The organism is Escherichia sp. KS167_9B (assembly GCF_030295215.1).
Lineage (GTDB): Bacteria > Pseudomonadota > Gammaproteobacteria > Enterobacterales > Enterobacteriaceae > Escherichia > Escherichia coli_F.
The window spans coordinates 3,849,342-3,872,396 of the sequence record NZ_AP025754.1; the positions used below are offsets into that span (position 1 = coordinate 3,849,342).

The 23,055-nt window shown below is 52.7% G+C and carries 22 protein-coding genes and 1 tRNA gene; 6 read left to right on the forward strand and 17 right to left on the reverse strand.

Annotated features, from left to right (window positions below):
- Positions 1 to 165: 165 nt before the first annotated feature.
- Both QUE34_RS19300 and QUE34_RS19305 read right to left on the reverse strand, forming a co-directional pair.
- Positions 166 to 1,206: a permease gene (locus QUE34_RS19300; protein ID WP_103253340.1), complete on the reverse strand. Its 1,041-nt coding sequence runs from the start codon at positions 1,204 to 1,206 to the stop codon at positions 166 to 168.
- 72 nt (positions 1,207 to 1,278) lie between these two features.
- Positions 1,279 to 1,914: an NAD(P)H-binding protein gene (locus tag QUE34_RS19305; RefSeq protein ID WP_001352912.1), complete on the reverse strand. Its 636-nt coding sequence runs from the start codon at positions 1,912 to 1,914 to the stop codon at positions 1,279 to 1,281.
- Positions 1,915 to 2,041: 127 nt separating this feature from the next.
- On the opposite strand from QUE34_RS19305, the gene yhbO reads away from it, so the two are divergent.
- The gene (gene yhbO / locus QUE34_RS19310) at positions 2,042 to 2,560 is read left to right on the forward strand and encodes a protein/nucleic acid deglycase (protein WP_000037614.1); all 519 of its coding nucleotides are present in this window, start codon (positions 2,042 to 2,044) and stop codon (positions 2,558 to 2,560) included.
- On the opposite strand, the gene QUE34_RS19315 is transcribed toward yhbO, so the two are convergent.
- Positions 2,540 to 2,983, reverse strand: a complete 444-nt coding sequence (locus QUE34_RS19315) for a YhbP family protein (RefSeq protein ID WP_032303837.1) — start codon at positions 2,981 to 2,983, stop codon at positions 2,540 to 2,542. The genes yhbO and QUE34_RS19315 overlap by 21 nt on opposite strands.
- A 50-nt stretch (positions 2,984 to 3,033) precedes the next feature.
- Between QUE34_RS19315 and yhbQ the strand changes: the two genes are divergently transcribed.
- Complete coding sequence (yhbQ, locus tag QUE34_RS19320; protein ID WP_032303838.1) at positions 3,034 to 3,336, forward strand: DNA damage response exodeoxyribonuclease YhbQ; 303 nt, start codon at positions 3,034 to 3,036, stop codon at positions 3,334 to 3,336.
- Here yhbQ and QUE34_RS19325 read toward each other — a convergent pair.
- The gene (locus QUE34_RS19325; protein ID WP_000908554.1) at positions 3,323 to 3,826 is read right to left on the reverse strand and encodes a GNAT family N-acetyltransferase; all 504 of its coding nucleotides are present in this window, start codon (positions 3,824 to 3,826) and stop codon (positions 3,323 to 3,325) included. The genes yhbQ and QUE34_RS19325 overlap by 14 nt on opposite strands.
- Positions 3,820 to 4,344 carry a ubiquinone anaerobic biosynthesis accessory factor UbiT gene (gene ubiT, locus QUE34_RS19330; protein WP_001295552.1) on the reverse strand — a complete coding sequence of 175 codons (525 nt, stop codon included), beginning with the start codon at positions 4,342 to 4,344 and terminating at the stop codon, positions 3,820 to 3,822. Before ubiT ends, QUE34_RS19325 begins: the two co-directional genes overlap by 7 nt.
- Positions 4,345 to 4,552: 208 nt before the next feature.
- Here ubiT and ubiU point away from each other — a divergent pair, with 208 nt between their 5' ends.
- The 3 genes from ubiU to QUE34_RS19345 all read left to right on the forward strand — a co-directional run bounded on the left by ubiU (position 4,553) and on the right by QUE34_RS19345 (position 7,523).
- Positions 4,553 to 5,548, forward strand: coding sequence for a ubiquinone anaerobic biosynthesis protein UbiU (gene ubiU / locus QUE34_RS19335; protein ID WP_001354986.1), 996 nt, complete (start codon positions 4,553 to 4,555; stop codon positions 5,546 to 5,548).
- Positions 5,549 to 5,556: 8 nt separating this feature from the next.
- Positions 5,557 to 6,435: a U32 family peptidase gene (locus QUE34_RS19340; RefSeq protein WP_001296442.1), complete on the forward strand. Its 879-nt coding sequence runs from the start codon at positions 5,557 to 5,559 to the stop codon at positions 6,433 to 6,435.
- 80 nt (positions 6,436 to 6,515) lie between these two features.
- On the forward strand, positions 6,516 to 7,523 hold the full coding sequence (locus tag QUE34_RS19345) for a luciferase-like monooxygenase (RefSeq protein WP_000130380.1): 1,008 nt from the start codon (positions 6,516 to 6,518) through the stop codon (positions 7,521 to 7,523).
- Positions 7,524 to 7,640: 117 nt separating this feature from the next.
- Here the strand turns inward: QUE34_RS19345 and mtr are convergent, their stop codons facing one another.
- From mtr to QUE34_RS19405, 12 genes are all read right to left on the reverse strand, one after another.
- Positions 7,641 to 8,885 (reverse strand): tryptophan permease, encoded by a 1,245-nt coding sequence (gene mtr / locus QUE34_RS19350; RefSeq protein WP_000224345.1) that lies wholly within the window; start codon positions 8,883 to 8,885, stop codon positions 7,641 to 7,643.
- 151 nt (positions 8,886 to 9,036) lie between these two features.
- Positions 9,037 to 10,926, reverse strand: coding sequence for an ATP-dependent RNA helicase DeaD (deaD, locus tag QUE34_RS19355; protein WP_001295553.1), 1,890 nt, complete (start codon positions 10,924 to 10,926; stop codon positions 9,037 to 9,039).
- Entirely contained in the window at positions 10,919 to 10,999 is an 81-nt protein-coding gene (gene yrbN / locus QUE34_RS19360) for a protein YrbN (RefSeq protein ID WP_010723222.1), read from the reverse strand. Before yrbN ends, deaD begins: the two co-directional genes overlap by 8 nt.
- A 106-nt stretch (positions 11,000 to 11,105) precedes the next feature.
- Positions 11,106 to 11,990, reverse strand: a complete 885-nt coding sequence (nlpI, locus tag QUE34_RS19365; RefSeq protein WP_000802080.1) for a lipoprotein NlpI — start codon at positions 11,988 to 11,990, stop codon at positions 11,106 to 11,108.
- Between the two features lie 108 nt (positions 11,991 to 12,098).
- The gene (pnp, locus tag QUE34_RS19370) at positions 12,099 to 14,234 is read right to left on the reverse strand and encodes a polyribonucleotide nucleotidyltransferase (protein ID WP_001296445.1); all 2,136 of its coding nucleotides are present in this window, start codon (positions 14,232 to 14,234) and stop codon (positions 12,099 to 12,101) included.
- Positions 14,235 to 14,479: 245 nt separating this feature from the next.
- A complete protein-coding gene (gene rpsO, locus QUE34_RS19375; RefSeq protein ID WP_000059466.1) occupies positions 14,480 to 14,749 on the reverse strand; it encodes a 30S ribosomal protein S15 in 270 nt (89 codons plus the stop codon).
- Between the two features lie 148 nt (positions 14,750 to 14,897).
- Positions 14,898 to 15,842, reverse strand: a complete 945-nt coding sequence (gene truB / locus QUE34_RS19380; protein WP_000089701.1) for a tRNA pseudouridine(55) synthase TruB — start codon at positions 15,840 to 15,842, stop codon at positions 14,898 to 14,900.
- On the reverse strand, positions 15,842 to 16,243 hold the full coding sequence (gene rbfA / locus QUE34_RS19385) for a 30S ribosome-binding factor RbfA (protein ID WP_001040205.1): 402 nt from the start codon (positions 16,241 to 16,243) through the stop codon (positions 15,842 to 15,844). Before rbfA ends, truB begins: the two co-directional genes overlap by 1 nt.
- Positions 16,244 to 16,405: 162 nt before the next feature.
- The gene (gene infB / locus QUE34_RS19390; protein ID WP_000133052.1) at positions 16,406 to 19,078 is read right to left on the reverse strand and encodes a translation initiation factor IF-2; all 2,673 of its coding nucleotides are present in this window, start codon (positions 19,076 to 19,078) and stop codon (positions 16,406 to 16,408) included.
- A 24-nt stretch (positions 19,079 to 19,102) separates the two neighbouring features.
- Positions 19,103 to 20,590, reverse strand: a complete 1,488-nt coding sequence (gene nusA, locus QUE34_RS19395) for a transcription termination factor NusA (protein ID WP_001031046.1) — start codon at positions 20,588 to 20,590, stop codon at positions 19,103 to 19,105.
- Positions 20,591 to 20,617: 27 nt separating this feature from the next.
- Positions 20,618 to 21,070 (reverse strand): ribosome maturation factor RimP, encoded by a 453-nt coding sequence (gene rimP / locus QUE34_RS19400; RefSeq protein WP_001300397.1) that lies wholly within the window; start codon positions 21,068 to 21,070, stop codon positions 20,618 to 20,620.
- Positions 21,071 to 21,276: 206 nt separating this feature from the next.
- Positions 21,277 to 21,353: transfer RNA gene (locus QUE34_RS19405), tRNA-Met, on the reverse strand.
- A 347-nt stretch (positions 21,354 to 21,700) separates the two neighbouring features.
- On the opposite strand from QUE34_RS19405, the gene argG reads away from it, so the two are divergent.
- A complete protein-coding gene (argG, locus tag QUE34_RS19410) occupies positions 21,701 to 23,044 on the forward strand; it encodes an argininosuccinate synthase (RefSeq protein ID WP_032303840.1) in 1,344 nt (447 codons plus the stop codon).
- The last annotated feature ends 11 nt before the right edge of the window (positions 23,045 to 23,055 follow it).

Genomic DNA, 23,055 nt, shown 5'->3' on the forward strand with positions numbered 1-23,055 from the left:
TATCAGGCCTGCAACGATGCAAACCGTAGGTCGGATAAGGCGCCTGCGCCGCATCCGACTGCCGTTGCCTGATGCGACGCTTGCCGCGTCTTATCAGGCCTACAACGATGCAAACCGTAGGTCGGATAAGGCGTTTACGCCGCATCCGACATGTTTTCCCTCAAATCAGAACAACAGCGCCAGCCCGCCGACAATCACACCAGACACCGCCACCATCGCACCCGTCAGCCATAAGGCTTTCGCCGGGAACGCTTTACGCAACATTATCAGCGACGGCAAACTTACAGCAGGAAGCGTCATCAACAATGCCAGCGCCGGAGCGGTTCCCATACCTGCCAGCATCATCGTTTGTACAATCGGAATTTCTGCTGCCGTGGGAATGACAAACAAGCATCCCGCTACCGCCATCGCAATCACCCACATCAGGCTGTTATCGACAGCACCATCGGCATGGGGGAATAACCAGACGCGAGCGGCACCCAACGCCAGTACGGCAAGGATATATACCGGGATCGTACTCCAGAAAAGCGTCCATAGCGCCCTACCCCAGCGGCTAAAGAATCCGCCCTGCACTTCCGGCATGTCAATTTCGACCGGTGCCTGTGTTTGCGGTGTTTCACGCACCCATTTTTGCACCAGGGTCGCAATCAGCAACACCATCACCAGTCCCGCCACCAGACGAATCGCCGCAAAGCCCCAGCCGAGGACAAAACCCATAAACACCAGCGTCGCCGGGTTTAACAACGGATTGCCCATCCAGAATGCCAGCGCCCCGCCCATCGACACCTGTTGGCGACGCATCCCCGCCGCGACCGGTGCCGCACAGCAAGTACACATCATGCCCGGCAGCGAAAACAGCGTTCCCAGCAGCGTGCCGCGAAAGCGCGATTGCCCCAGCGTGCGTAGCAGCCAGTCACGAGGGATCAGCACCTGAATCAACGACCCGAGGATCACCCCCAGTACCGCCGCTTTCCATACCGCGAGGAAATAGACCATCGCGTAGTCCCACGCAGCTTGCCACGGATTAGCATCCGCCTGCGCAAGGATAGATTTACCGATACTGTGAGTTTCGGCGGCAGTAAAGGCTTTACCGTAGTAAGGTTGCCATTTCACATACCAAAGTCCGGCAATGACAACGAGAAAGAAAAGCGCGGGTTTCCACCACTGAATGGGCGTTGCCGCCTGAGATGAAGACTGACCAGTCATAGCATTCCCCAGGAATAAATTATGATAATTAAGCGCGTGAATATTACGCTCACTATCAATTCTTGGGAATAATTATTCAGCTCTTTTGCGTAATTCTGAAGAGCTTAAAATAGTCACACCTTCATGCTCAGGCCGCATCGCCTCTGCCAGCATGACCCGCGCCACGTCTCGCGCATCAATGGATTTCCAGTTACCCGGTAGCAGACGAAACAACGGTGCAAAAAGCGTTTCGTTCATCCGCTGCTTGCTGCGATCGCCCAGCAACATCGACGGACGGGCAATGGTCAGTTTCGGCCAGTTCTGGGCGATTAACGCTTCTTCCATCTCCCCTTTGACACGGTTATAGAAAAACGGCGAGTGGGGATTGGCCCCCATAGCACTGACTACCAGCATATGCTGAGCACCCAGTCGCCGTCCGGTTAATGCGGTATCCACAACCAGCGTGTAATCGGCATGAATAAACGCTTCTTTGCTCCCCGCTTCCCGCCGCGTGGTGCCGAGACAACAAAACACAATGTCGATGGGATCGGTGACCTGTGCCAGCGCGTCGGTCAGTTGCGGATCATGGGGATTGAACACTCCTGGCATATCTCCCAACGGACGTCGCGTCGGTGCAGCAATAGCGTTAACTTTCGGTTCGTTAATCAACATCCGCAGCAGGTGACCGCCCACCAGCCCCGTTGCGCCTGTAATCAGTACCTGACTCATCTTCGCTCCTTTACAGAATTGTCTGCCTTGCGCTCCCCGGCTCATGCACCAGGCTTAATAGACCATGAGGTAATTATCCCCGATTGTGAGAAATTCGCCTCATCCAATGCAACAACGCGGAGGAAGCATGAGTAAGAAAATTGCCGTTTTAATCACTGATGAATTTGAGGATTCAGAATTTACTTCACCCGCAGACGAGTTCCGTAAAGCCGGACACGAAGTGATTACCATTGAAAAACAAGCGGGTAAAACGGTGAAAGGGAAAAAAGGAGAAGCCAGCGTGACCATCGATAAATCCATCGATGAAGTGACGCCAGCCGAGTTTGATGCCCTGCTGCTACCGGGCGGCCATTCACCGGATTATCTGCGTGGCGACAACCGTTTTGTCACCTTTACCCGTGATTTTGTGAATAGTGGCAAACCGGTGTTTGCCATTTGCCACGGTCCGCAGCTGCTGATCAGCGCCGATGTGATTCGGGGGCGCAAACTGACCGCCGTTAAACCGATTGTGATTGATGTTAAAAACGCGGGCGCGGAATTTTACGATCAGGAAGTGGTGGTCGATAAAGATCAGCTGGTTACCAGTCGGACACCGGACGATTTGCCCGCGTTTAACCGCGAGGCGTTACGCCTGCTCGGTGCCTGAGCTACGTAGCCAAATCATTTTTTTACCAAAGCCCAGCGTGTTGTCAGTGAATTTGATTTCATCAAGCCGGATTTCCCACACCGGCGCCGACAGCATTCTGGCAACCGGAAAGCGACGATTATACGCCTTGCGCGCAAAGTCGCTTTCCTCACCTTCCAGTCTGCGGATCTCACCTTTAAACTGCACGCCGCGAATTAACGCTACCGTTTTCGGCTGACCGTTTACCGTTCCAGCAACTGCCGCCTGCGGCCCACTCATCTGCGCGTGACGCGTTTTTTCCTCCGTCAAAATGTAGAAGGCAACTTTCTGTGCATCAAAAAGATAAAAGGCATTGGCGCACCACAATTCCCCTTCCTGCTGCACACACCAAGTGACAACATGTTGTTTTGCCAGCCAACGGCTGATGGCGGTGAGTGTTTCCATAGCTGTTCTCTTTTATACTGTGGGCCTGACCTTAACATGTGACGCAGACGATGACACCCTGGTTTCTTTACTTGATCCGTACCGCCGACAATAAGCTTTATACCGGGATCACCACGGATGTCGAACGCCGCTATCAGCAACATCAAAGCGGCAAAGGCGCAAAAGCACTGCGTGGGAAAGGTGAACTGACGCTGGCATTTTCCGCGCCAGTGGGCGACCGTTCGCTGGCACTACGGGCGGAATATCGCGTTAAACAACTGACCAAACGGCAAAAAGAACGTCTGGTAGCGGAAGGCTCAGGGTTTGCAGAGCTGATAAGCAGCCTGCAAACCCCAAAGATTAAAAGCGATTGAAGTGCTCGTGATACTCAACCAGACCGGTTACGCCGTTCAGCGCGTCATCCGCTAAACGATGTACCTGGAAGGCGCTTTCAGTGCCCGGCCAGCGGCAACGCAGATCGTGATGCGCCGCCAGCTCAAAGCCGAAACGACTGTACAGCGCCGGATCGCCCAGCGTCACCACTGCGGCATAGCCGAACTCATTAAGCGAATCGAGTCCTTCATAGACCAGTTGGCGTGCCAGCCCCTGTCCACGGTATTTTTCATCTACCGCCAGCGGTGCCATGCCGACCCATTGCAGGTCTTCGCCCTGCACATCAACCGGACTGAATGCCACATAGCCAATGACCTGACCTTCGTCATCTGTCGCCACCAGCCCCAGCGTCAGAAAGCCATCTTCACGCAGATCGTGAACCAGCTTCGCTTCCGCATCACTTTCGAATGAACGACGCAGCAGGGCATCAATACCCGGCGCATCAATGGGAATTTCTACTCGAATTAGCATGGTTCACCTACCGATGTCTGTTTGGTTTCAGGCGCGGTTTTCATTCCCGCCTCAACAAAATCCGCCAGTTGCAGCAGCATCATGCGTAAGGCTTTCGGCATTTGCTCCAGTTCAATGGCGTCCATCAGGTTTTTCACATACAGCCCCAGCTCCGTATCGCCTTCAATCACCAGCCGACGCTGGAAGAAGAGCGTGTCCGGATCTTGTTTACGCGCCGCAATCATCAGCAGATCGCTGGCGTCGGCACTAAAACTCACATCAGCTTGCGCGTTCTGGCTAACGACCAGTTTGCCATTCACCACCGAGGTAAACCATTGCAGGTCAATATCACGCACATGAATACTTAACCAGCGCCCTTCAAGAAACTCCAGCTCGCCATCATCCAGCGCCTGGCGGAATTGCCAGCTTAAGACCTGCTCAAGAACCTGGCGTTTTAGCGCAAATGGCGTCAGTTTTACCGGTACACTCAACAGAGATGGCCCCAAATGCACAATACGGGAACGCAGTTTATCCAACACGAGTTTTACTCCCTGTTTCAACAATCATCCTATTTTGCCATATCAGAAAAATAACATAGCGGTATAAATCAACAATTCCATATGAAATTGCTGCTACCACCAATACAACTTTAACTGCCTTAAATCAAAAATTGTCGCTGCAAGGTTAACTAAAATCCCAGTTCGTTAACATTTTTGCGTTTTGATAGCGCACCCTTCAGGAAAAATTATGGAGCTGCTCTGCCCTGCCGGAAATCTCCCGGCGCTTAAGGCGGCCATCGAAAACGGCGCAGATGCTGTTTATATCGGGCTAAAAGATGATACCAATGCCCGTCACTTCGCCGGCCTTAACTTTACCGAGAAAAAATTGCAGGAAGCGGTGAGTTTTGTCCATCAACATCGCCGCAAACTTCACATCGCGATTAACACTTTTGCGCATCCGGACGGTTACGCCCGCTGGCAGCGCGCCGTGGATATGGCGGCGCAGTTGGGTGCCGATGCGCTGATTCTCGCCGACCTCGCCATGCTGGAGTACGCCGCCCAGCGATACCCGCATATTGAACGTCATGTGTCAGTGCAGGCTTCAGCAACCAATGAAGAGGCGATTCACTTTTATCATCGCCATTTTGACGTTGCCCGCGTGGTGCTGCCGCGCGTGTTGTCGATTCATCAGGTGAAACAACTGGCGCGGGTCACGCCTGTACCGCTGGAAGTGTTCGCTTTCGGCAGTCTGTGCATTATGTCGGAAGGTCGTTGCTATCTGTCGTCGTATCTGACGGGTGAGTCGCCCAACACCGTGGGGGCATGTTCTCCGGCCCGTTTCGTGCGCTGGCAGCAAACGCCGCAGGGGCTGGAATCTCGCCTGAACGAAGTGCTGATCGACCGTTATCAGGACGGCGAAAACGCAGGTTATCCGACACTGTGTAAAGGGCGTTATCTGGTGGACGGCGAGCGCTATCACGCGCTGGAAGAACCAACCAGTCTCAATACCCTTGAGCTACTGCCGGAGTTAATGGCGGCGAATATCGCTTCGGTGAAAATTGAAGGCCGCCAGCGTAGCCCGGCGTATGTCAGCCAGGTGGCAAAAGTCTGGCGTCAGGCTATCGACCGTTGTAAGGCCGATCCGCAAAACTTCGTACCACAAAGCGCGTGGATGGAGACGCTCGGGTCGATGTCCGAAGGCACGCAAACCACTCTTGGCGCGTATCACCGTAAATGGCAGTGAGAAGAGCAATGAAATATTCCTTAGGGCCGGTGCTGTGGTACTGGCCAAAAGAGACGCTGGAAGATTTTTATCAGCAGGCCGCCGCCAGCAGCGCAGACGTGATTTATCTCGGTGAAGCGGTCTGTAGCAAACGCCGGGCAACCAAAGTTGGCGACTGGCTGGAGATGGCAAAATCGCTCGCCGGAAGTGGCAAGCAGATTGTGCTCTCCACGCTGGCGCTGGTGCAGGCATCCTCCGAACTGGGCGAACTGAAACGCTATGTTGAGAACGGTGAGTTTCTGATTGAAGCCAGCGATCTTGGCGTGGTGAATATGTGCGCTGAGCGCAAACTGCCGTTCGTCGCCGGACACGCGCTGAACTGCTACAACGCGGTGACGCTGAAAATATTACTCAAACAGGGCATGATGCGCTGGTGTATGCCGGTGGAACTTTCCCGCGACTGGCTGGTGAATCTGCTTAATCAGTGCGATGAGCTGGGCATTCGCAACCAGTTTGAAGTGGAAGTCTTGAGCTACGGTCATCTGCCGCTGGCCTACTCCGCCCGCTGCTTTACCGCGCGTTCGGAAGACCGCCCAAAAGATGAGTGTGAAACCTGCTGCATTAAGTATCCGAACGGGCGCAACGTGCTGTCGCAGGAAAACCAACAAGTGTTTGTGCTCAATGGCATTCAGACCATGAGCGGCTACGTGTACAACCTCGGTAACGAGCTGGCATCCATGCAGGGGCTGGTTGATGTGGTCCGCCTGTCACCGCAGGGTACTGACACTTTCGCTATGCTCGACGCCTTCCGCGCTAATGAAAATGGCGCTGCACCACTCCCGTTGACGGCAAACAGCGACTGTAACGGCTACTGGAGACGGCTGGCTGGGCTGGAACTGCAAGCCTAAGCAAATAGCTCACTTTGTTAACAACTTTAACTACTCTTTAATGCAGTATTAAAGATTAATCGGTAACAAAGTGAGCTGTTATGACTGATAAAACCATTGCGTTTTCGCTACTCGATCTGGCCCCCATCCCCGAAGGCTCTTCAGCGCGAGAAGCGTTCTCCCACTCTCTCGATCTCGCCCGTCTGGCTGAAAAGCGCGGCTATCATCGCTACTGGCTGGCGGAACACCACAATATGACCGGCATTGCCAGTGCTGCAACATCAGTATTGATTGGCTATCTGGCGGCAAATACCACCACGCTGCATCTGGGGTCTGGCGGCGTGATGTTACCAAACCACTCACCGTTGGTGATTGCCGAACAGTTCGGTACGCTCAATACGCTCTATCCGGGGCGAATCGATTTGGGGCTGGGCCGTGCTCCGGGTAGTGACCAGCGAACCATGATGGCACTACGTCGCCATATGAGCGGCGATATTGATAATTTCCCCCGCGATGTCGCGGAGCTGGTGGACTGGTTTGACGCCCGTGATCCCAATCCGCATGTGCGCCCTGTACCGGGCTATGGCGAGAAAATCCCCGTGTGGTTATTAGGCTCCAGCCTTTACAGTGCACAACTGGCGGCGCAGCTTGGTCTGCCGTTCGCGTTTGCCTCACACTTCGCACCGGATATGCTATTCCAGGCACTGCATCTTTATCGCAGTAACTTCAAACCGTCGGCGCGGCTGGAGAAACCGTACGCGATGGTGTGCATCAATATTATCGCCGCCGACAGCAACCGCGACGCCGAATTCCTGTTTACCTCGATGCAGCAAGCCTTTGTGAAGCTGCGCCGCGGTGAAACCGGGCAACTGCCGCCACCGATTCAAAATATGGATCAGTTCTGGTCACCGTCTGAGCAGTATGGCGTGCAGCAGGCGCTGAGTATGTCGCTGGTGGGTGATAAAGCGAAAGTGCGTCATGGTTTGCAGTCGATCCTGCGCGAAACCGACGCGGATGAGATTATGGTTAACGGGCAGATTTTCGATCACCAGGCGCGCCTGCATTCGTTTGAGCTGGCGATGGATGTTAAGGAAGAGTTACTGGGATAGTGTGTTTTAACGTGGGAAGCCTTATCCGAGCTGGCAACGCTGTCCTACGTAGGCCTGATAAGCGAAGCACATCAGGCATTGTGTAGGCAGCAGAAATGTCGGATAAGGCACCGCTAATTACTGATACACCGGCAGCAAATTAAAGCTCGATAAAATATGCACCAGTGCGTTGCCAACACCAAACACCAGAATCAGTGCAATCATCGGCTTGCCGCCCCAGACACGGAATTTAGGGCTGCCAAAGCGTTTACGCGATGCGCGGGCCAGCAGCGCCGGAACGATTGCCGCCCAGATGGTAGCCGCTAAGCCAGCATAACCAATGGCGTACAGGAATCCGTTCGGGAACAGCAAACCACCCACAACAGGCGGTGCGAAGGTCAACAGTGCCGTTTTCAAGCGGCCCATAGCCGAGTCATCGAAACCAAACAGATCTGCCAGATAGTCAAACAAACCCAGCGTAACACCGAGGAACGAACTCGCTACCGCAAAGTTTGAGAACACGACCAGCAGCAGATCCAGACTACGGCTGTTCAGCACGCCGCTTAACGCCTGTACCAGCACATCAATATTACCGCCCTTCTCGGCGATGCCGATAAACTCCGGACGAGGGATGTTGCCCATCGTCGCCAGCAACCAGATGGTATACAGCGCCAGCGCCATCAGCGTACCGTAGACCAGGCATTTCACGATAGTTTTCGGATCTTTGCCGTAATACTTCATCAGGCTCGGCACGTTACCGTGATAACCAAATGAGGCCAGACAGAACGGTAGGGTCATCAACAGATACGGTGCATAAGACGCATTGCTTTCCGCGACGTTAAACAATGTCGCAGGCTGCACATGCCCCAGCAAACTGCCGAAAGTGAGGAAGAAGGTAATAACTTTCGCCCCAAGCACAATCGCCGTCATCCGGCTGACGGCTTTGGTGCTCAACCACACCACAAACGCCACCAGTAGCGCAAAACCAAAACCTGCAGCTCGTGCCGGAACATTCAGCGACATCTCCGCGAAGGTGTGATGCAGAATCGAACCGCTGGCAGAAATATAGGCGTAAGTCAGGATGTAGAGCACAAAGGCAATGGAAATGCCGTTGACCACGTTCCAGCCTTTGCCTAGCAAATCTTTGGTTATGGTGTCAAAACTCGAACCGATTCGATAATTCAGGTTAGCTTCCAGAATCATCAAGCCGGAATGCAGCATACAGAACCAGGTAAAGATCAGCGCCGCCATTGACCAGAAGAACCACGCCCCGGACATGACCACTGGCAGAGAAAACATCCCTGCGCCAATAATGGTGCCGCCGATAATCACCACGCCGCCAAGCAGCGACGGTGACGTTTGGGTGGTGGTTAGTGTTGCCATGAGGGCTTCTCTCCAGTGAAAAATAGTGCGACTGCGTTGTTATGCATTGCACTGTACCAGTACACGAGTACAAAAGACAGAAAAAAAGCCCCGATTGTTAAAATCGGGGCTGTATATTTTACTTTACGGCAGAGTTCTGCGGGTCAGCGAATTACGCATCACCACCGAAACGACGACGACCAGTAGAGTCATCACGACGCGGCGCGCGGCCTTCACGACGTTCGCCGCTGAAACGACGACCATCACCACGACCACCTTCACGGCGTTCACCGCTGAAGTTACGACCGCCTTCACGACGTTCGCCACCGAAACCACGACCACCGCCACGACGCTCACCGCCAGTATGCGGCTGTGCATCGCCCAGTAACTGCATGTTCATCGGCTTGTTGAGAATGCGAGTACGCGTAAAGTGTTGCAGCACTTCACCCGGCATACCTTTCGGCAGTTCGATGGTGGAGTGAGAAGCAAACAGCTTGATGTTACCGATGTAACGGCTGCTGATGTCACCTTCGTTAGCAATCGCGCCAACGATATGACGAACTTCAACACCATCATCGCGGCCCACTTCAATACGGTACAGCTGCATATCGCCAACATCACGACGTTCACGACGTGGACGATCTTCACGGTCGCCACGCGGGCCACGGTCGTTACGATCGCGCGGACCACGGTCATCACGGTCACGGAATTCACGTTTCGGACGCATCGGCGCATCTGGCGGCACGATCAGAGTACGTTCACCCTGTGCCATTTTCAGCAGTGCGGCTGCCAGAGTTTCGAGATCCAGCTCTTCACCTTCTGCAGTCGGCTGAATTTTGCTCAGCAGTGCACGGTATTGATCCAGATCGCTGCTTTCCAGCTGCTGCTGTACTTTAGCGGCGAATTTTTCCAGACGGCGTTTGCCCAGCAGCTCTGCGTTCGGCAGTTCTACTTCCGGAATGGTCAGCTTCATAGTGCGTTCAATGTTGCGCAGCAGACGACGCTCGCGGTTCTCAACGAACAGCAGCGCACGACCAGCACGCCCCGCACGGCCTGTACGACCAATACGGTGAACGTAAGACTCGGAATCCATCGGGATATCGTAGTTAACTACCAGGCTGATACGCTCAACGTCCAGGCCACGGGCCGCAACGTCGGTCGCAATCAGGATATCCAGACGACCATCTTTCAGGCGTTCCAGAGTCTGCTCACGCAGCGCCTGGTTCATGTCACCGTTCAGTGCAGCGCTGTTGTAGCCGTTACGCTCAAGAGCTTCTGCCACTTCCAAAGTCGCGTTTTTAGTACGAACGAAGATAATCGCCGCATCAAAATCTTCCGCTTCCAGGAAACGTACCAGCGCTTCGTTTTTACGCATCCCCCACACAGTCCAGTAGCTCTGGCTGATGTCAGGACGGGTAGTCACGCTGGACTGAATGCGTACTTCCTGCGGCTCTTTCATAAAGCGGCGGGTAATGCGACGAATCGCTTCCGGCATAGTTGCAGAGAACAGAGCGGTCTGATGACCTTCCGGGATCTGCGCCATAATGGTTTCAACGTCTTCGATGAAGCCCATGCGCAGCATTTCGTCAGCTTCATCCAGAACCAGACCGCTCAGTTTAGAGAGGTCCAGAGTGCCACGTTTCAGGTGGTCCAGCAGACGGCCTGGAGTACCGACAACGATCTGCGGCCCCTGACGCAGGGCGCGTAATTGCACGTCATAACGCTGGCCGCCGTACAGGGCAACCACGTTTACGCCGCGCATGTGTTTAGAGAAATCCGTCATTGCCTCAGCAACCTGTACCGCCAGTTCGCGGGTCGGTGCCAGCACCAGAATCTGTGGTGCTTTCAGCTCAGGATCAAGATTTTGCAGCAGAGGTAAAGAGAATGCTGCCGTTTTTCCGCTCCCCGTCTGGGCCATACCCAGAACGTCGCGGCCATTCAGCAGATGTGGAATACACTCTGCCTGAATTGGAGATGGTTTTTCGTAACCCAGATCGTTAAGGGCTTCAAGGATAGGAGCCTTCAGGCCCAGATCTGCAAAAGTGGTTTCGAATTCAGCCATGTAGTACGTGTGCCTCAAAATTAATGGCGGCCAGTCTACATAACTCATCATGAAATTGATCAGCAATTTTCATTGAAAAGTGTGAACCGGCTCAAAGTAGGTGTATTAACGAACAACAACGCCCTCACCCGTTAAGGTGATGGCAATCAAAAAAGATTACGGGCTGATGTGTACGTCAGCTATTGCTGGTCCGATTCTGCCAGGTCATCTTGGTCCTGGCCCAGGAGCGATAATTCCAACAATGCGTATCGGTGCTCAACAAAGTTATGAACGTTGTTGGCAACCGCCAGTTTGAACAGTGCCGTGGCGCTGTCCAAATCCCCCAGACTTAGGTAGTACTTACCTAAATAGAAGTTGGTTTCACTGAGATGCTCAGCGAGCGAGGTGTTATCCGTTGCGTCCGCCTTGAGCCTTTCCATTAACGTTTGTTCGCTAATGTTGCCCAGGTAGAACTCGACAATGTTCCATCCCCACTGCTCCTTATCCGATTTTTCGAAGTGCTGTTTTAACACTTCTTTAGCCTGCTTCTCATCGAGCTTCTGCTCGGCGAGATAAAGCCACAGACTACGGAAAGGATCATTGGGATCGTCTTGATAAAACGCCAGCAGATCATCTTGCGCTAACTTGTCACGACCGCCGTAATATAATGCGATCCCGCGATTCAAGTGCGCGTAGTTGTAAGTTGGATCAAGCTCAAGTACAGAATCAAACGCTTCATAGGCAGCATCAAAATTGCCTGCCTGCGTTAAATATATGCCTAAGTAATTGAATACTTCAGGCATATCCGGTCGGATTGCCAGCGCTTGCGAAAAATCGTTACGCGCTAATGCCCTCAGACCGAGACTATCATACAACACTCCGCGCTCATATAAAAGCTGTGCGCGTTCGTCATCGGTTAAAGCCCGACTGGCAAGGATTTGTTCCATACGTGCCAGAATCACTTCCTGCTGCAAAGTCGGTTGCAATGGTACCGCGAGGACTTCACTTTTACGCCAGGAAGTATTACTGCATCCTGCAAGCGTAAGTGCTGTCGCAACGAAACACCAGCGCAAAAAAGGCTTCATTTCCCACTCCCGAAGACCACGGTTGAATGAACGTCCTGTTCCCGGTTGCTAACAAGGCGTCCTGCCCGGTTAAAAGCCCCCCGCCGCAGCGGAGGGCAAATGGCAACCTTACTCGCCCTGTTCAGCAGCCGGAGCTTCCGGTGCTGCAGCAGGTTGAGACTGCTCAGTCGCTTCTTTAATGCTCAGACGGATACGGCCCTGGCGATCGACTTCCAGAACTTTCACCGGTACTTCCTGACCCATCTGCAGGTAGTCGGTCACTTTCTCAACACGCTTGTCGGCGATTTGAGAGATGTGGACCAGACCTTCTTTACCGCCGCCGATGGCAACAAACGCGCCAAAGTCAACGATACGGGTCACTTTACCATTGTAGACGCGACCCACTTCGATTTCTGCAGTGATCTCTTCGATACGACGAATAGCGTTTTTCGCCTTCTCGCCGTCGGTCGCTGCGATCTTCACAGTACCGTCATCTTCGATTTCGATGGTAGTGCCAGTTTCTTCGGTCAGGGCACGGATAACAGAACCGCCTTTACCGATAACGTCTTTGATCTTGTCCGGATTGATCTTGATGGTATGGATACGCGGTGCAAACTCAGAGATATCACCACGCGGCGCGTTGATCGCCTGCTCCATGACGCCCAGGATATGCAGACGCGCACCTTTAGCTTGATTCAGCGCAACCTGCATGATCTCTTTGGTGATACCTTCAATTTTGATATCCATCTGCAGTGCAGAGATACCGTCGCGGGACCCCGCAACTTTGAAGTCCATATCGCCCAGGTGATCTTCGTCGCCCAAAATGTCAGACAGTACAACGTAGTTGTCGCCTTCTTTCACCAGACCCATTGCGATACCCGCAACAGCAGCTTTGATTGGCACACCTGCGTCCATCAGCGCCAGAGACGCACCGCACACGGAAGCCATAGAAGAAGAACCGTTGGATTCGGTAATTTCAGACACTACACGTACGGTGTACGGGAATTTGTCCATATCCGGCATTACTGCCAGCACGCCGCGCTTCGCCAGACGACCGTGACCAATTTCACGACGCTTCGGAGAACCGACCATGCCAGTTTCACCTACGGAATACGGAGGGAAGTTGTAGTGGAACAGGAAGGTGTCAGTACGTTCGCCCATCAGTTCATCAAGAACCTGTGCGTCACGTGCAGTACCCAGCGTTGCGGTAACCAGTGCCTGCGTTTCACCACGGGTGAACAACGCAGAACCGTGAGTACGCGGCAGCACGCCAGTACGCACATCCAGACCACGGATCATATCTTTTTCACGACCGTCGATACGCGGTTCACCTGCCAGTACGCGGCTACGAACAACATTTTTCTCGATAGCGTGCAGAATTTCACCCAGTTCGTTTTCGTCCAGGGTTTCGTCTTCAGCAAGCAGCGTCGCGATGGTTTCAGATTTGATGACATCAACCTGCGCATAACGCTCTTGTTTGTCGGTAATGCGATAAGCATCGCTCAGACGAGCTTCAGCCAGCGCAGCAACGCGCGCGTTCAGCGCTTCGTTTACCGGCTCCGGCTGCCAATCCCAACGCGGTTTACCGGCTTCTTTCACCAGTTCATTGATGTTCTGAATAACAACCTGCTGTTGTTCATGACCGAACACCACTGCGCCCAGCATCTGGTCTTCGCTCAGCAGTTCAGCTTCAGATTCAACCATCAGCACGGCAGCTTCTGTACCGGCAACAACCAGGTCCAGTTTGCTCTCTTTCAGCTCGTCCTGAGTCGGGTTCAGTACGTACTGGTCATTGATGTAACCTACGCGGGCAGCACCAATCGGACCATTGAACGGAATACCAGACAGAGACAGCGCAGCAGAAGCACCAATCATCGCGACGATATCCGGGTTAACCTGCGGGTTAACAGAAACCACGGTGGCGATAACCTGAACTTCGTTGACGAAACCTTCCGGGAACAGCGGGCGAATCGGGCGGTCAATCAGACGCGCGATCAGCGTTTCGCCTTCGCTTGGGCGGCCTTCACGACGGAAGAAGCTACCCGGGATACGACCAGCAGCGTAGGTACGCTCCTGATAGTTAACGGTCAGCGGGAAGAAGTCCTGACCTGGTTTGGCTTTTTTCTGACCAACAACGGTAACGAATACCGCGGTGTCATCCATGCTAACCATAACAGCGGCAGTAGCCTGACGAGCCATCATGCCGGTTTCCAGAGTCACGGTGTGTTGGCCGTACTGGAATTTACGAACGATCGGATTAAGCAATGTAATATCCTTTCTCTTTCTTAGACAGCACCTTACGGCACTGGTGTTAATACCCGATCTTCTGCGCATCCTCGCGACTAATGACAACCCTAACCCAGCCCAATGTGGGTAAAGCCTCTCATTAGCCGCGCGAACCTCTGCAACGGAAGATCATTCATAGCAACAATACATTAGTTTCCAGTGAATTGCTGCCGTCAGTTTGAAAAAAGGGGCCACTCAGGCCCCTTTTCTGAAACTCGCAAGAATTAGCGACGCAGACCCAGGCGCTCGATGAGCTGGGTGTAACGTGCTACGTCTTTACGTTTCAGGTAGTCGAGCAGTTTACGACGCTGAGAAACCATGCGCAGCAGACCACGACGGCTGTGGTGATCTTTTTTGTGCTCTGCAAAGTGGCCCTGCAGGTGGTTGATCTGTGCAGTCAGCAGTGCTACCTGAACTTCGGTAGAACCGGTGTCGTTTGCGTCACGACCAAACTCAGAAACGATTTTAGCTGTTGCTTCAGTACTTAGAGACATTTTAAAACTCCAAAGTATATAGAATGAAAGGACGCCGATCTCTAATTCAGCGATCCCAGTGTACGTTACGCAAAGTGTTAAACAATTTACGCGACGTTAAGCGGCAGTATTCTACTCGTAGCGACTTGTTATCGCAAGACGGTTAACATTACGCCGGGTATTCAACCACCAGGCGACGAGGCGCAACGCGGCCTTCATCGTCAATTTCGCCCATACCGATAAACTTGCCATTCTCACCTTCTGTAACGCGAACCAGTCCTTCCAGCGGCGCACCGGATGTACGAACCGGGTTACCATTTTTGAAGTAAACAGAAGACGTTAACGGAAGATTCACCACCGGATAGTCCGAAGCTGGACTGTCCATTGGCATCAGTAATGGATCAAGTAACTTCGCTGCCGGAATATCCTGCTGCTCGGCTTGCTCAACCAGTTCACGCAGATGTTCCAGAGTCACCATCCGTTCAACCGGATATTTACTTACAGCCAGGCGACGCAGGTAAATAACATGCGCGCCACAGCCGAGTTTTTCGCCGAGATCGTCAATGATAGTGCGGATATAGGTGCCTTTTGAGCAGTGAATTTCCAGCTCCAGTTCATTGCCTTCGTGGCGAATAAACAGCAATTCATAAACGGTAATCGGGCGTGCTTCACGCGGGACTTCAATTCCCTGACGCGCATATTCGTACAGTTTTTTGCCCTGGTATTTCAGTGCTGAATACATCGATGGGATCTGTTCGATATCACCACGGAAAGTATCCAGTGCCGCCGCCAGTTGCTCTGCACTAAAGGTTACCGGACGTTCTTCAACGATTTGTCCGTCGGCATCAGAAGTATCGGTACGCTGTCCAAGACGCGCAATCACCCGATAGCGTTTGTCGGAGTCCAGCAGATACTGGGAAAACTTGGTGGCTTCCCCGAGGCAAATCGGCAGCATGCCGGTCGCCAGCGGATCCAGCGCGCCAGTGTGTCCGGCACGGTTGGCGTTATAAATCCGTTTCACTTTTTGCAGCGCATCGTTGCTGGACATACCCTGTGGTTTATCCAGCAACAAAACGCCGTTAATGTCGCGACCGCGACGACGAGGACGACTCATTAGTCCTCCTTGCTGTCGTCCGGATTAACACGACGTTCTTCGTCATGTTTGACCACGCTGGTCACCAGGTTTGACATACGCATCCCTTCAACCAGCGAGTTGTCGTAGAAGAAGGTCAGTTCCGGCACGATACGCAGGCGCATCGCTTTCCCCAGCAGGCTGCGGATGAAACCAGAGGCTTCTTGTAACGCTTTGATGCCCGCTTTAACCGCATCTTCATCTTTGTCGTTAAGGAACGTCACATATACTTTTGCATACGCCAGGTCACGAGACATTTCGACACCGGAAACGGTGGTCATCATGCCCAGACGAGGATCTTTAATTTCGCGTTGCAGGATGAGAGCGATCTCTTTTTGCATTTCCTGCGCTACGCGCTGCGGGCGACCAAATTCTTTCGCCATAATAAATTCTCCTGACAAAAAAGGGGCTGTTAGCCCCTTTTTAAAATTAATTTCAGGTGGAAGGGCTGTTCACGTAGCCTGATAAGATGCGCCAGCGTCGCATCAGGCAATCCATGCCGGATGCGGCGTAAACGCCTTATCCCGCATAGAACCCTAAAAACCTTAAGCGATGGTACGTTGGATCTCGATGATTTCGAATACTTCGATCACATCGCCAGTGCGGACGTCGTTGTAGTTCTTAACGCCGATACCACATTCCATACCGTTACGGACTTCGTTAACGTCATCTTTGAAGCGGCGCAGGGACTCCAGCTCGCCTTCGTAGATAACCACGTTGTCGCGCAGAACGCGGATCGGGTTGTGACGTTTAACCACACCTTCAGTAACCATACAACCTGCGATGGCACCAAATTTCGGTGATTTGAACACATCACGAACTTCCGCCAGACCGATAATCTGCTGTTTCAGTTCCGGAGACAGCATACCGCTCATCGCCGCTTTCACTTCGTCGATCAGGTTATAGATGACGGAGTAGTAACGCAGATCCAGGCTTTCCGCTTCAATCACTTTACGTGCAGAGGCATCAGCACGTACGTTGAAGCCAACCAGGATGGCGTTGGACGCCGCAGCCAGGGTAGCGTCGGTTTCGGTGATACCACCTACGCCAGAACCGATAATCTTCACTTTAACTTCGTCAGTAGACAGTTTCAGCAAGGAGTCGGAGATCGCTTCCACGGAACCCTGAACGTCTGCCTTCAGAACGATGTTCACTTCGTGAACTTCGCCTTCGGTCATGTTGGCGAACATGTTCTCGAGTTTCGATTTCTGCTGACGTGCCAGTTTAACTTCACGGAATTTGCCCTGACGATACAGTGCAACTTCACGTGCTTTCTTCTCGTCACGCACTACGGTAACTTCGTCACCCGCTGCCGGAACACCGGACAAGCCAAGGATTTCAACTGGAATGGACGGACCTGCTTCCAGCACTTCCTGACCCATTTCGTTACGCATTGCGCGAACACGACCGTATTCGAAACCACACAGAACGATGTCGCCCTTGTGCAGAGTACCTTCACGTACCAGAACAGTAGCAACCGGACCACGACCTTTATCGAGGAAGGATTCGATAACCGCACCGCTCGCCATACCTTTACGTACCGCTTTCAGTTCCAGAACTTCTGCCTGCAACAGGATAGCGTCCAGCAGTTCATCGATACCGGTACCTGCTTTCGCAGACACGTGTACGAACTGGCTTTCACCGCCCCACTCTTCCGGCAGGATGCCGTACTGAGAGAGTTCGTTCTTAACGCGATCTGGATCGGCTTCTGGTTTGTCGATCTTGTTCACTGCAACCACAACCGGCACGCCTGCCGCTTTCGCGTGCTGAATTGCTTCGATGGTCTGCGGCATTACGCCGTCGTCGGCAGCAACAACCAGGACTACGATGTCCGTTGCCTGCGCACCACGTGCACGCATTGAAGTAAACGCGGCGTGCCCCGGGGTGTCCAGGAAGGTGATCATGCCGTTTTCAGTTTCAACGTGGTATGCACCAATGTGCTGGGTAATGCCGCCCGCTTCGCCAGAGGCCACTTTCGTTGAACGAATGTAGTCCAGCAAAGAGGTTTTACCGTGGTCAACGTGACCCATGATGGTCACAACCGGCGCGCGCGGTTCAGCCGCAGCACCCGTGTCACGGTCGCTCATTACCGCTTCTTCCAGCTCGTTTTCACGACGCAGGATAACTTTGTGGCCCATCTCTTCAGCAACCAGCTGTGCGGTTTCCTGATCGATAACCTGGTTGATGGTTGCCATTGCGCCCAGTTTCATCATCGCTTTGATGACCTGAGAACCTTTAACCGCCATCTTGTTCGCCAGTTCGCCAACGGTGATGGTTTCGCCAATCACAACGTCACGGTTAACGGCCTGAGCTGGCTTCTGGAAGCCTTGCTGCAGCGAAGAACCTTTACGTTTCCCGCCTTTACCGCCACGTACTGCTGCGCGTGCTTCTTCACGATCAGCTTTTGATTCAGAGTGTTTGTTGCCTTTCTTCGGACGCGCTGCTTTCGCGTTACGACCACGGCCACGGCCGCCTTCGACTTCACGATCGCTTTCGTCTTCTGCCTGGCGAGCATGTTGAGAAGTAGTAACGTGATAATCGCTGGAATCTTCAGTCGGTTCCGCGTTATCAGTCCATTTGTTTTCTTCCGCCATACGACGTGCTTCTTCAGCAACGCGACGTGCTTCTTCTTCGAGTTTACGACGCGCTTCTTCTTCAGCTTTACGCTTGAGCTCTGCAGCTTCCTGCTCACGGCGGGCTTTTTCAGCCTGGGCGTTTTTAGTCATATCGTCTTGTTGATTGCTCACTTTGTCTTTTTCCGCAGCTTCACGTTTCGCTTGTTCAGCGGCTTCACGCTTAGCTTGTTCTGCGGCCTCACGTTCAGCTTTTTGTTGCGCCTCGCGTTTGGCCGATTCTTCTGCCTCACGACGGGCTTGCTCTTCCGCTTCACGCTGCGCCTGCTCTTCCGCAGCAAGGCGTTCAGCCTCTTGCGGATCGCGTTTCACAAAGGTGCGTTTCTTGCGGACTTCGATTTGTACCGATTTGCTTTTTCCACCGGTACCAGGAATGTTAAGGGTGCTGCGGGTTTTACGTTGCAGCGTTAATTTGTCCGGGCCTGAATTTTTCTGATTCAGGTGGTCAATTAAAGTCTGTTTCTCTTGTGCGGACACAGAGTCGTCAGCAGACTTCCGGATACCTGCATCAGCAAATTGCTGTACCAGGCGTTCCACGGAGGTCTGTCGCTCTGCGGCCAGCGTTTTAATCGTTACATCTGTCATGCTGTTCCTTCCTGCTACAGTTTATTACGCTTCGTCACCGAACCAGCAAATATTACGGGCAGCCATAATCAGTGCTCCGGCTTTTTCGTCGGTCAACCCTTCGATATCAGCCAGATCATCAATGCCCTGTTCGGCGAGATCTTCCAGCGTACAAACGCCACGGGCGGCCAGTTTGAATGCCAAATCACGATCTATCCCTTCAAGGTTCAGCAGATCGTCAGCCGGTTTGTTATCACCGAGGCTTTCTTCCTGGGCCTGTGCAATGGTGGCCAGTGCATTTTTAGCACGCTCGCGCAGTGCTTCAACGGTCGGCTCATCAAGGCCTTCGATTTCCAACAGCTCTTTCATCGGCACATAGGCCAGTTCTTCCAGCGTCGAGAAGCCTTCTTCTACCAGAACAGTCGCGAAGTCTTCGTCGATGTCGAGATATTTGGTGAAGGTGTCGATCGCTGCGTGCGCTTCCGCCTGATGCTTAGCCTGCAGGTCGTCAACGGTCATCACGTTGAGTTCCCAACCGCTCAGCTGCGAAGCCAGACGCACGTTCTGACCATTACGGCCAATCGCCTGCGCCAGATTACCGGCTTCAACGGCGATATCCATGGTGTGTTTATCTTCATCCACCACGATAGAAGCAACGTCTGCCGGTGCCATTGCGTTAATCACGAACTGCGCCGGGTTATCATCCCACAGGACGATATCGATACGTTCGCCGCCCAGTTCAGTAGAAACCGCCTGAACACGCGCGCCACGCATACCTACGCAAGCACCTACCGGATCAATACGTTTATCGTTGGTTTTCACCGCGATTTTCGCACGAGAACCCGGGTCGCGAGCCGCTGCTTTAATTTCAATCACTTCTTCGCCGATTTCCGGCACTTCAATGCGGAACAGTTCGATCAGCATTTCCGGCTTGGAACGGGTGACGAACAGTTGTGCGCCACGCGCTTCCGGGCGAACGGAATAGAGCACACCACGAACGCGGTCGCCAGGGCGGAAGTTTTCACGCGGCAGCATATCTTCACGCAGGATCACGGCTTCAGCGTTGTTGCCCAGATCCAGAGAGATGTTGTCGCGGTTCACTTTTTTCACCACGCCGGTGATGATTTCACCTTCGTGTTCACGGAACTGATCAACCACCATCGCACGTTCGGCTTCACGCACTTTCTGCACAATAACCTGTTTTGCCGTCTGGGTGGTGATACGGTCAAAGGTAACAGACTCAATCTGATCTTCAACGTAATCGCCCAGATTCAGGCTTTCATCTTCAAAGCGCGCAGCTTCAAGAGTGATTTCTTTCGTTGGCTGGGTGACTTCATCAACTACCAGCCAGCGACGGAAGGTGTCAAAATCACCGCTTTTGCGATCGATTTGTACGCGAACGTCGATCTCTTGTTCGTATTTTTTCTTGGTTGCTGTAGCCAGCGCGCTTTCCAACGCTTCGAAAATTTTCTCGCGAGGCAGCGCCTTTTCATTGGAGACGGCTTCAACTACAGCCAAAATTTCTTTGTTCATCGCGGGCTTTTCACCTCATCCAGACTATTAAAAGTGGGGAACCAGGTTCGCCTTCTGGATATTACTCAGCGCGAACACTTCATCTTTACCTTCGACGGTAACTGTGATCATTTCACCGTCTACCGCTTTGATAACGCCCTGCCATTTACGACGGTTTTGTACCGCCATACGGAGAACCAGAGTCACCTCTTCTCCGACGAAACGGGCGTAGTGTTCAGCCGTGAACAGTGGGCGATCGAGACCCGGTGAGGAGACTTCCAGGTTATAAGCAACGGTGATGGGATCTTCGACATCCAGCACAGCACTTACCTGGTGGCTCACATCAGCACAATCATCAACATTGATGCCATCTTCACTATCAATATAGATGCGCAGTGTGGATGTGCGACCGCGAATAAACTCGATGCCAACCAGTTCAAAACCCAGGGCCTCAACTGGCGCAGTAATCATCTCTGTTAATTTTTGCTCTAATGTGGACAAGCCCACCCCCAAGACATAAAAAAAGGGCCTAAAGCCCAGTTATTCTGTAGTCAGATAACAAAAAACCCCGATAAATCGGGGCTTTATATAACTGAACCCTATAACCGCAACTGCGGTCTGGAGCACTTTCCAGAAGGATTTTTTCAAATCCCACTACGAAGGCCGAAGTCTTCACAGTATATTTGAAAAAGGACTCTAAGGGAAAGTGGTTGCGGGGGCCGGATTTGAACCGACGACCTTCGGGTTATGAGCCCGACGAGCTACCAGGCTGCTCCACCCCGCGCCTGAAACGTGGCAAATTCTACTCGTTTTGGGTAAAAAATGCAAATACTGCTGGGATTTGGTGTACCGAGACGGGACGTAAAATCTGCAGTCATTATAGTGATCCACGCCACATTTTGTCAACATTTATTGCTAATCGCGTGAATGAATATCCAGTTCACTTTCGTTTGTCGAATACTTTTGCCCTCTACTGCTCCTCCTTAAGCGCATTATTTTACAAAAAACACACTAAACTCTTCCTGTCATCGATAAAAGATGATTAAATTAAAACTCATTTATTTTGCATAAAAATTCAGTGAGAGCGGAAATCCAGGCTCATCATCAGTTAATTAAGCAGGGTGTTATTTTATGACGACGATTCTCAAGCATCTCCCGGTAGGTCAACGTATTGGTATCGCTTTTTCCGGCGGTCTGGACACCAGTGCCGCACTGCTGTGGATGCGACAAAAGGGAGCGGTTCCTTATGCATATACTGCAAATCTGGGCCAGCCAGACGAAGAGGATTATGATGCGATCCCTCGTCGTGCCATGGAATACGGCGCGGAGAACGCACGTCTGATCGACTGCCGCAAACAACTGGTGGCCGAAGGTATTGCCGCTATTCAGTGTGGCGCATTTCATAACACAACTGGCGGCCTGACCTATTTCAACACGACGCCGCTGGGCCGCGCCGTGACCGGCACCATGCTGGTTGCTGCCATGAAAGAAGATGGCGTGAATATCTGGGGTGACGGCAGCACCTATAAAGGAAACGATATCGAACGTTTCTATCGTTACGGTCTGCTGACCAATGCTGAACTGCAGATTTACAAACCGTGGCTTGATACTGACTTTATTGATGAACTGGGCGGTCGTCATGAAATGTCTGAATTTATGATTGCCTGCGGTTTCGACTACAAAATGTCTGTCGAAAAAGCCTACTCCACGGACTCCAACATGCTTGGTGCAACGCATGAAGCGAAGGATCTGGAATACCTCAACTCCAGCGTCAAAATCGTCAACCCGATTATGGGCGTGAAGTTCTGGGATGAGAGCGTGAAGATCCCGGCAGAAGAAGTCACAGTACGCTTTGAGCAAGGTCATCCAGTGGCGCTGAATGGTAAAACCTTTAGCGACGACGTAGAAATGATGCTGGAAGCTAACCGCATCGGCGGTCGTCACGGCCTGGGCATGAGCGACCAGATTGAAAACCGTATCATCGAAGCGAAAAGCCGTGGTATTTACGAGGCTCCGGGGATGGCGCTGCTGCACATTGCGTATGAACGTCTGCTTACTGGTATTCACAACGAAGACACCATTGAGCAGTATCATGCACATGGTCGTCAGTTGGGCCGTCTGCTGTACCAAGGACGTTGGTTTGACTCCCAGGCGCTGATGCTGCGTGACTCCCTGCAACGCTGGGTTGCCAGCCAGATCACTGGTGAAGTTACCCTGGAACTGCGCCGCGGGAACGATTACTCCATCCTTAATACCGTCTCTGACAATCTGACCTACAAGCCAGAGCGTCTGACGATGGAAAAAGGCGACTCGGTGTTCTCGCCAGATGATCGTATCGGTCAACTGACCATGCGCAACCTGGATATCACCGATACCCGCGAGAAACTTTTCGGTTATGCCAAAACTGGCCTGCTTTCCTCCTCTGCCGCTTCAGGCGTGCCGCAGGTGGAGAATCTGGAAAATAAAGCGAAATAAAACCTCAATTT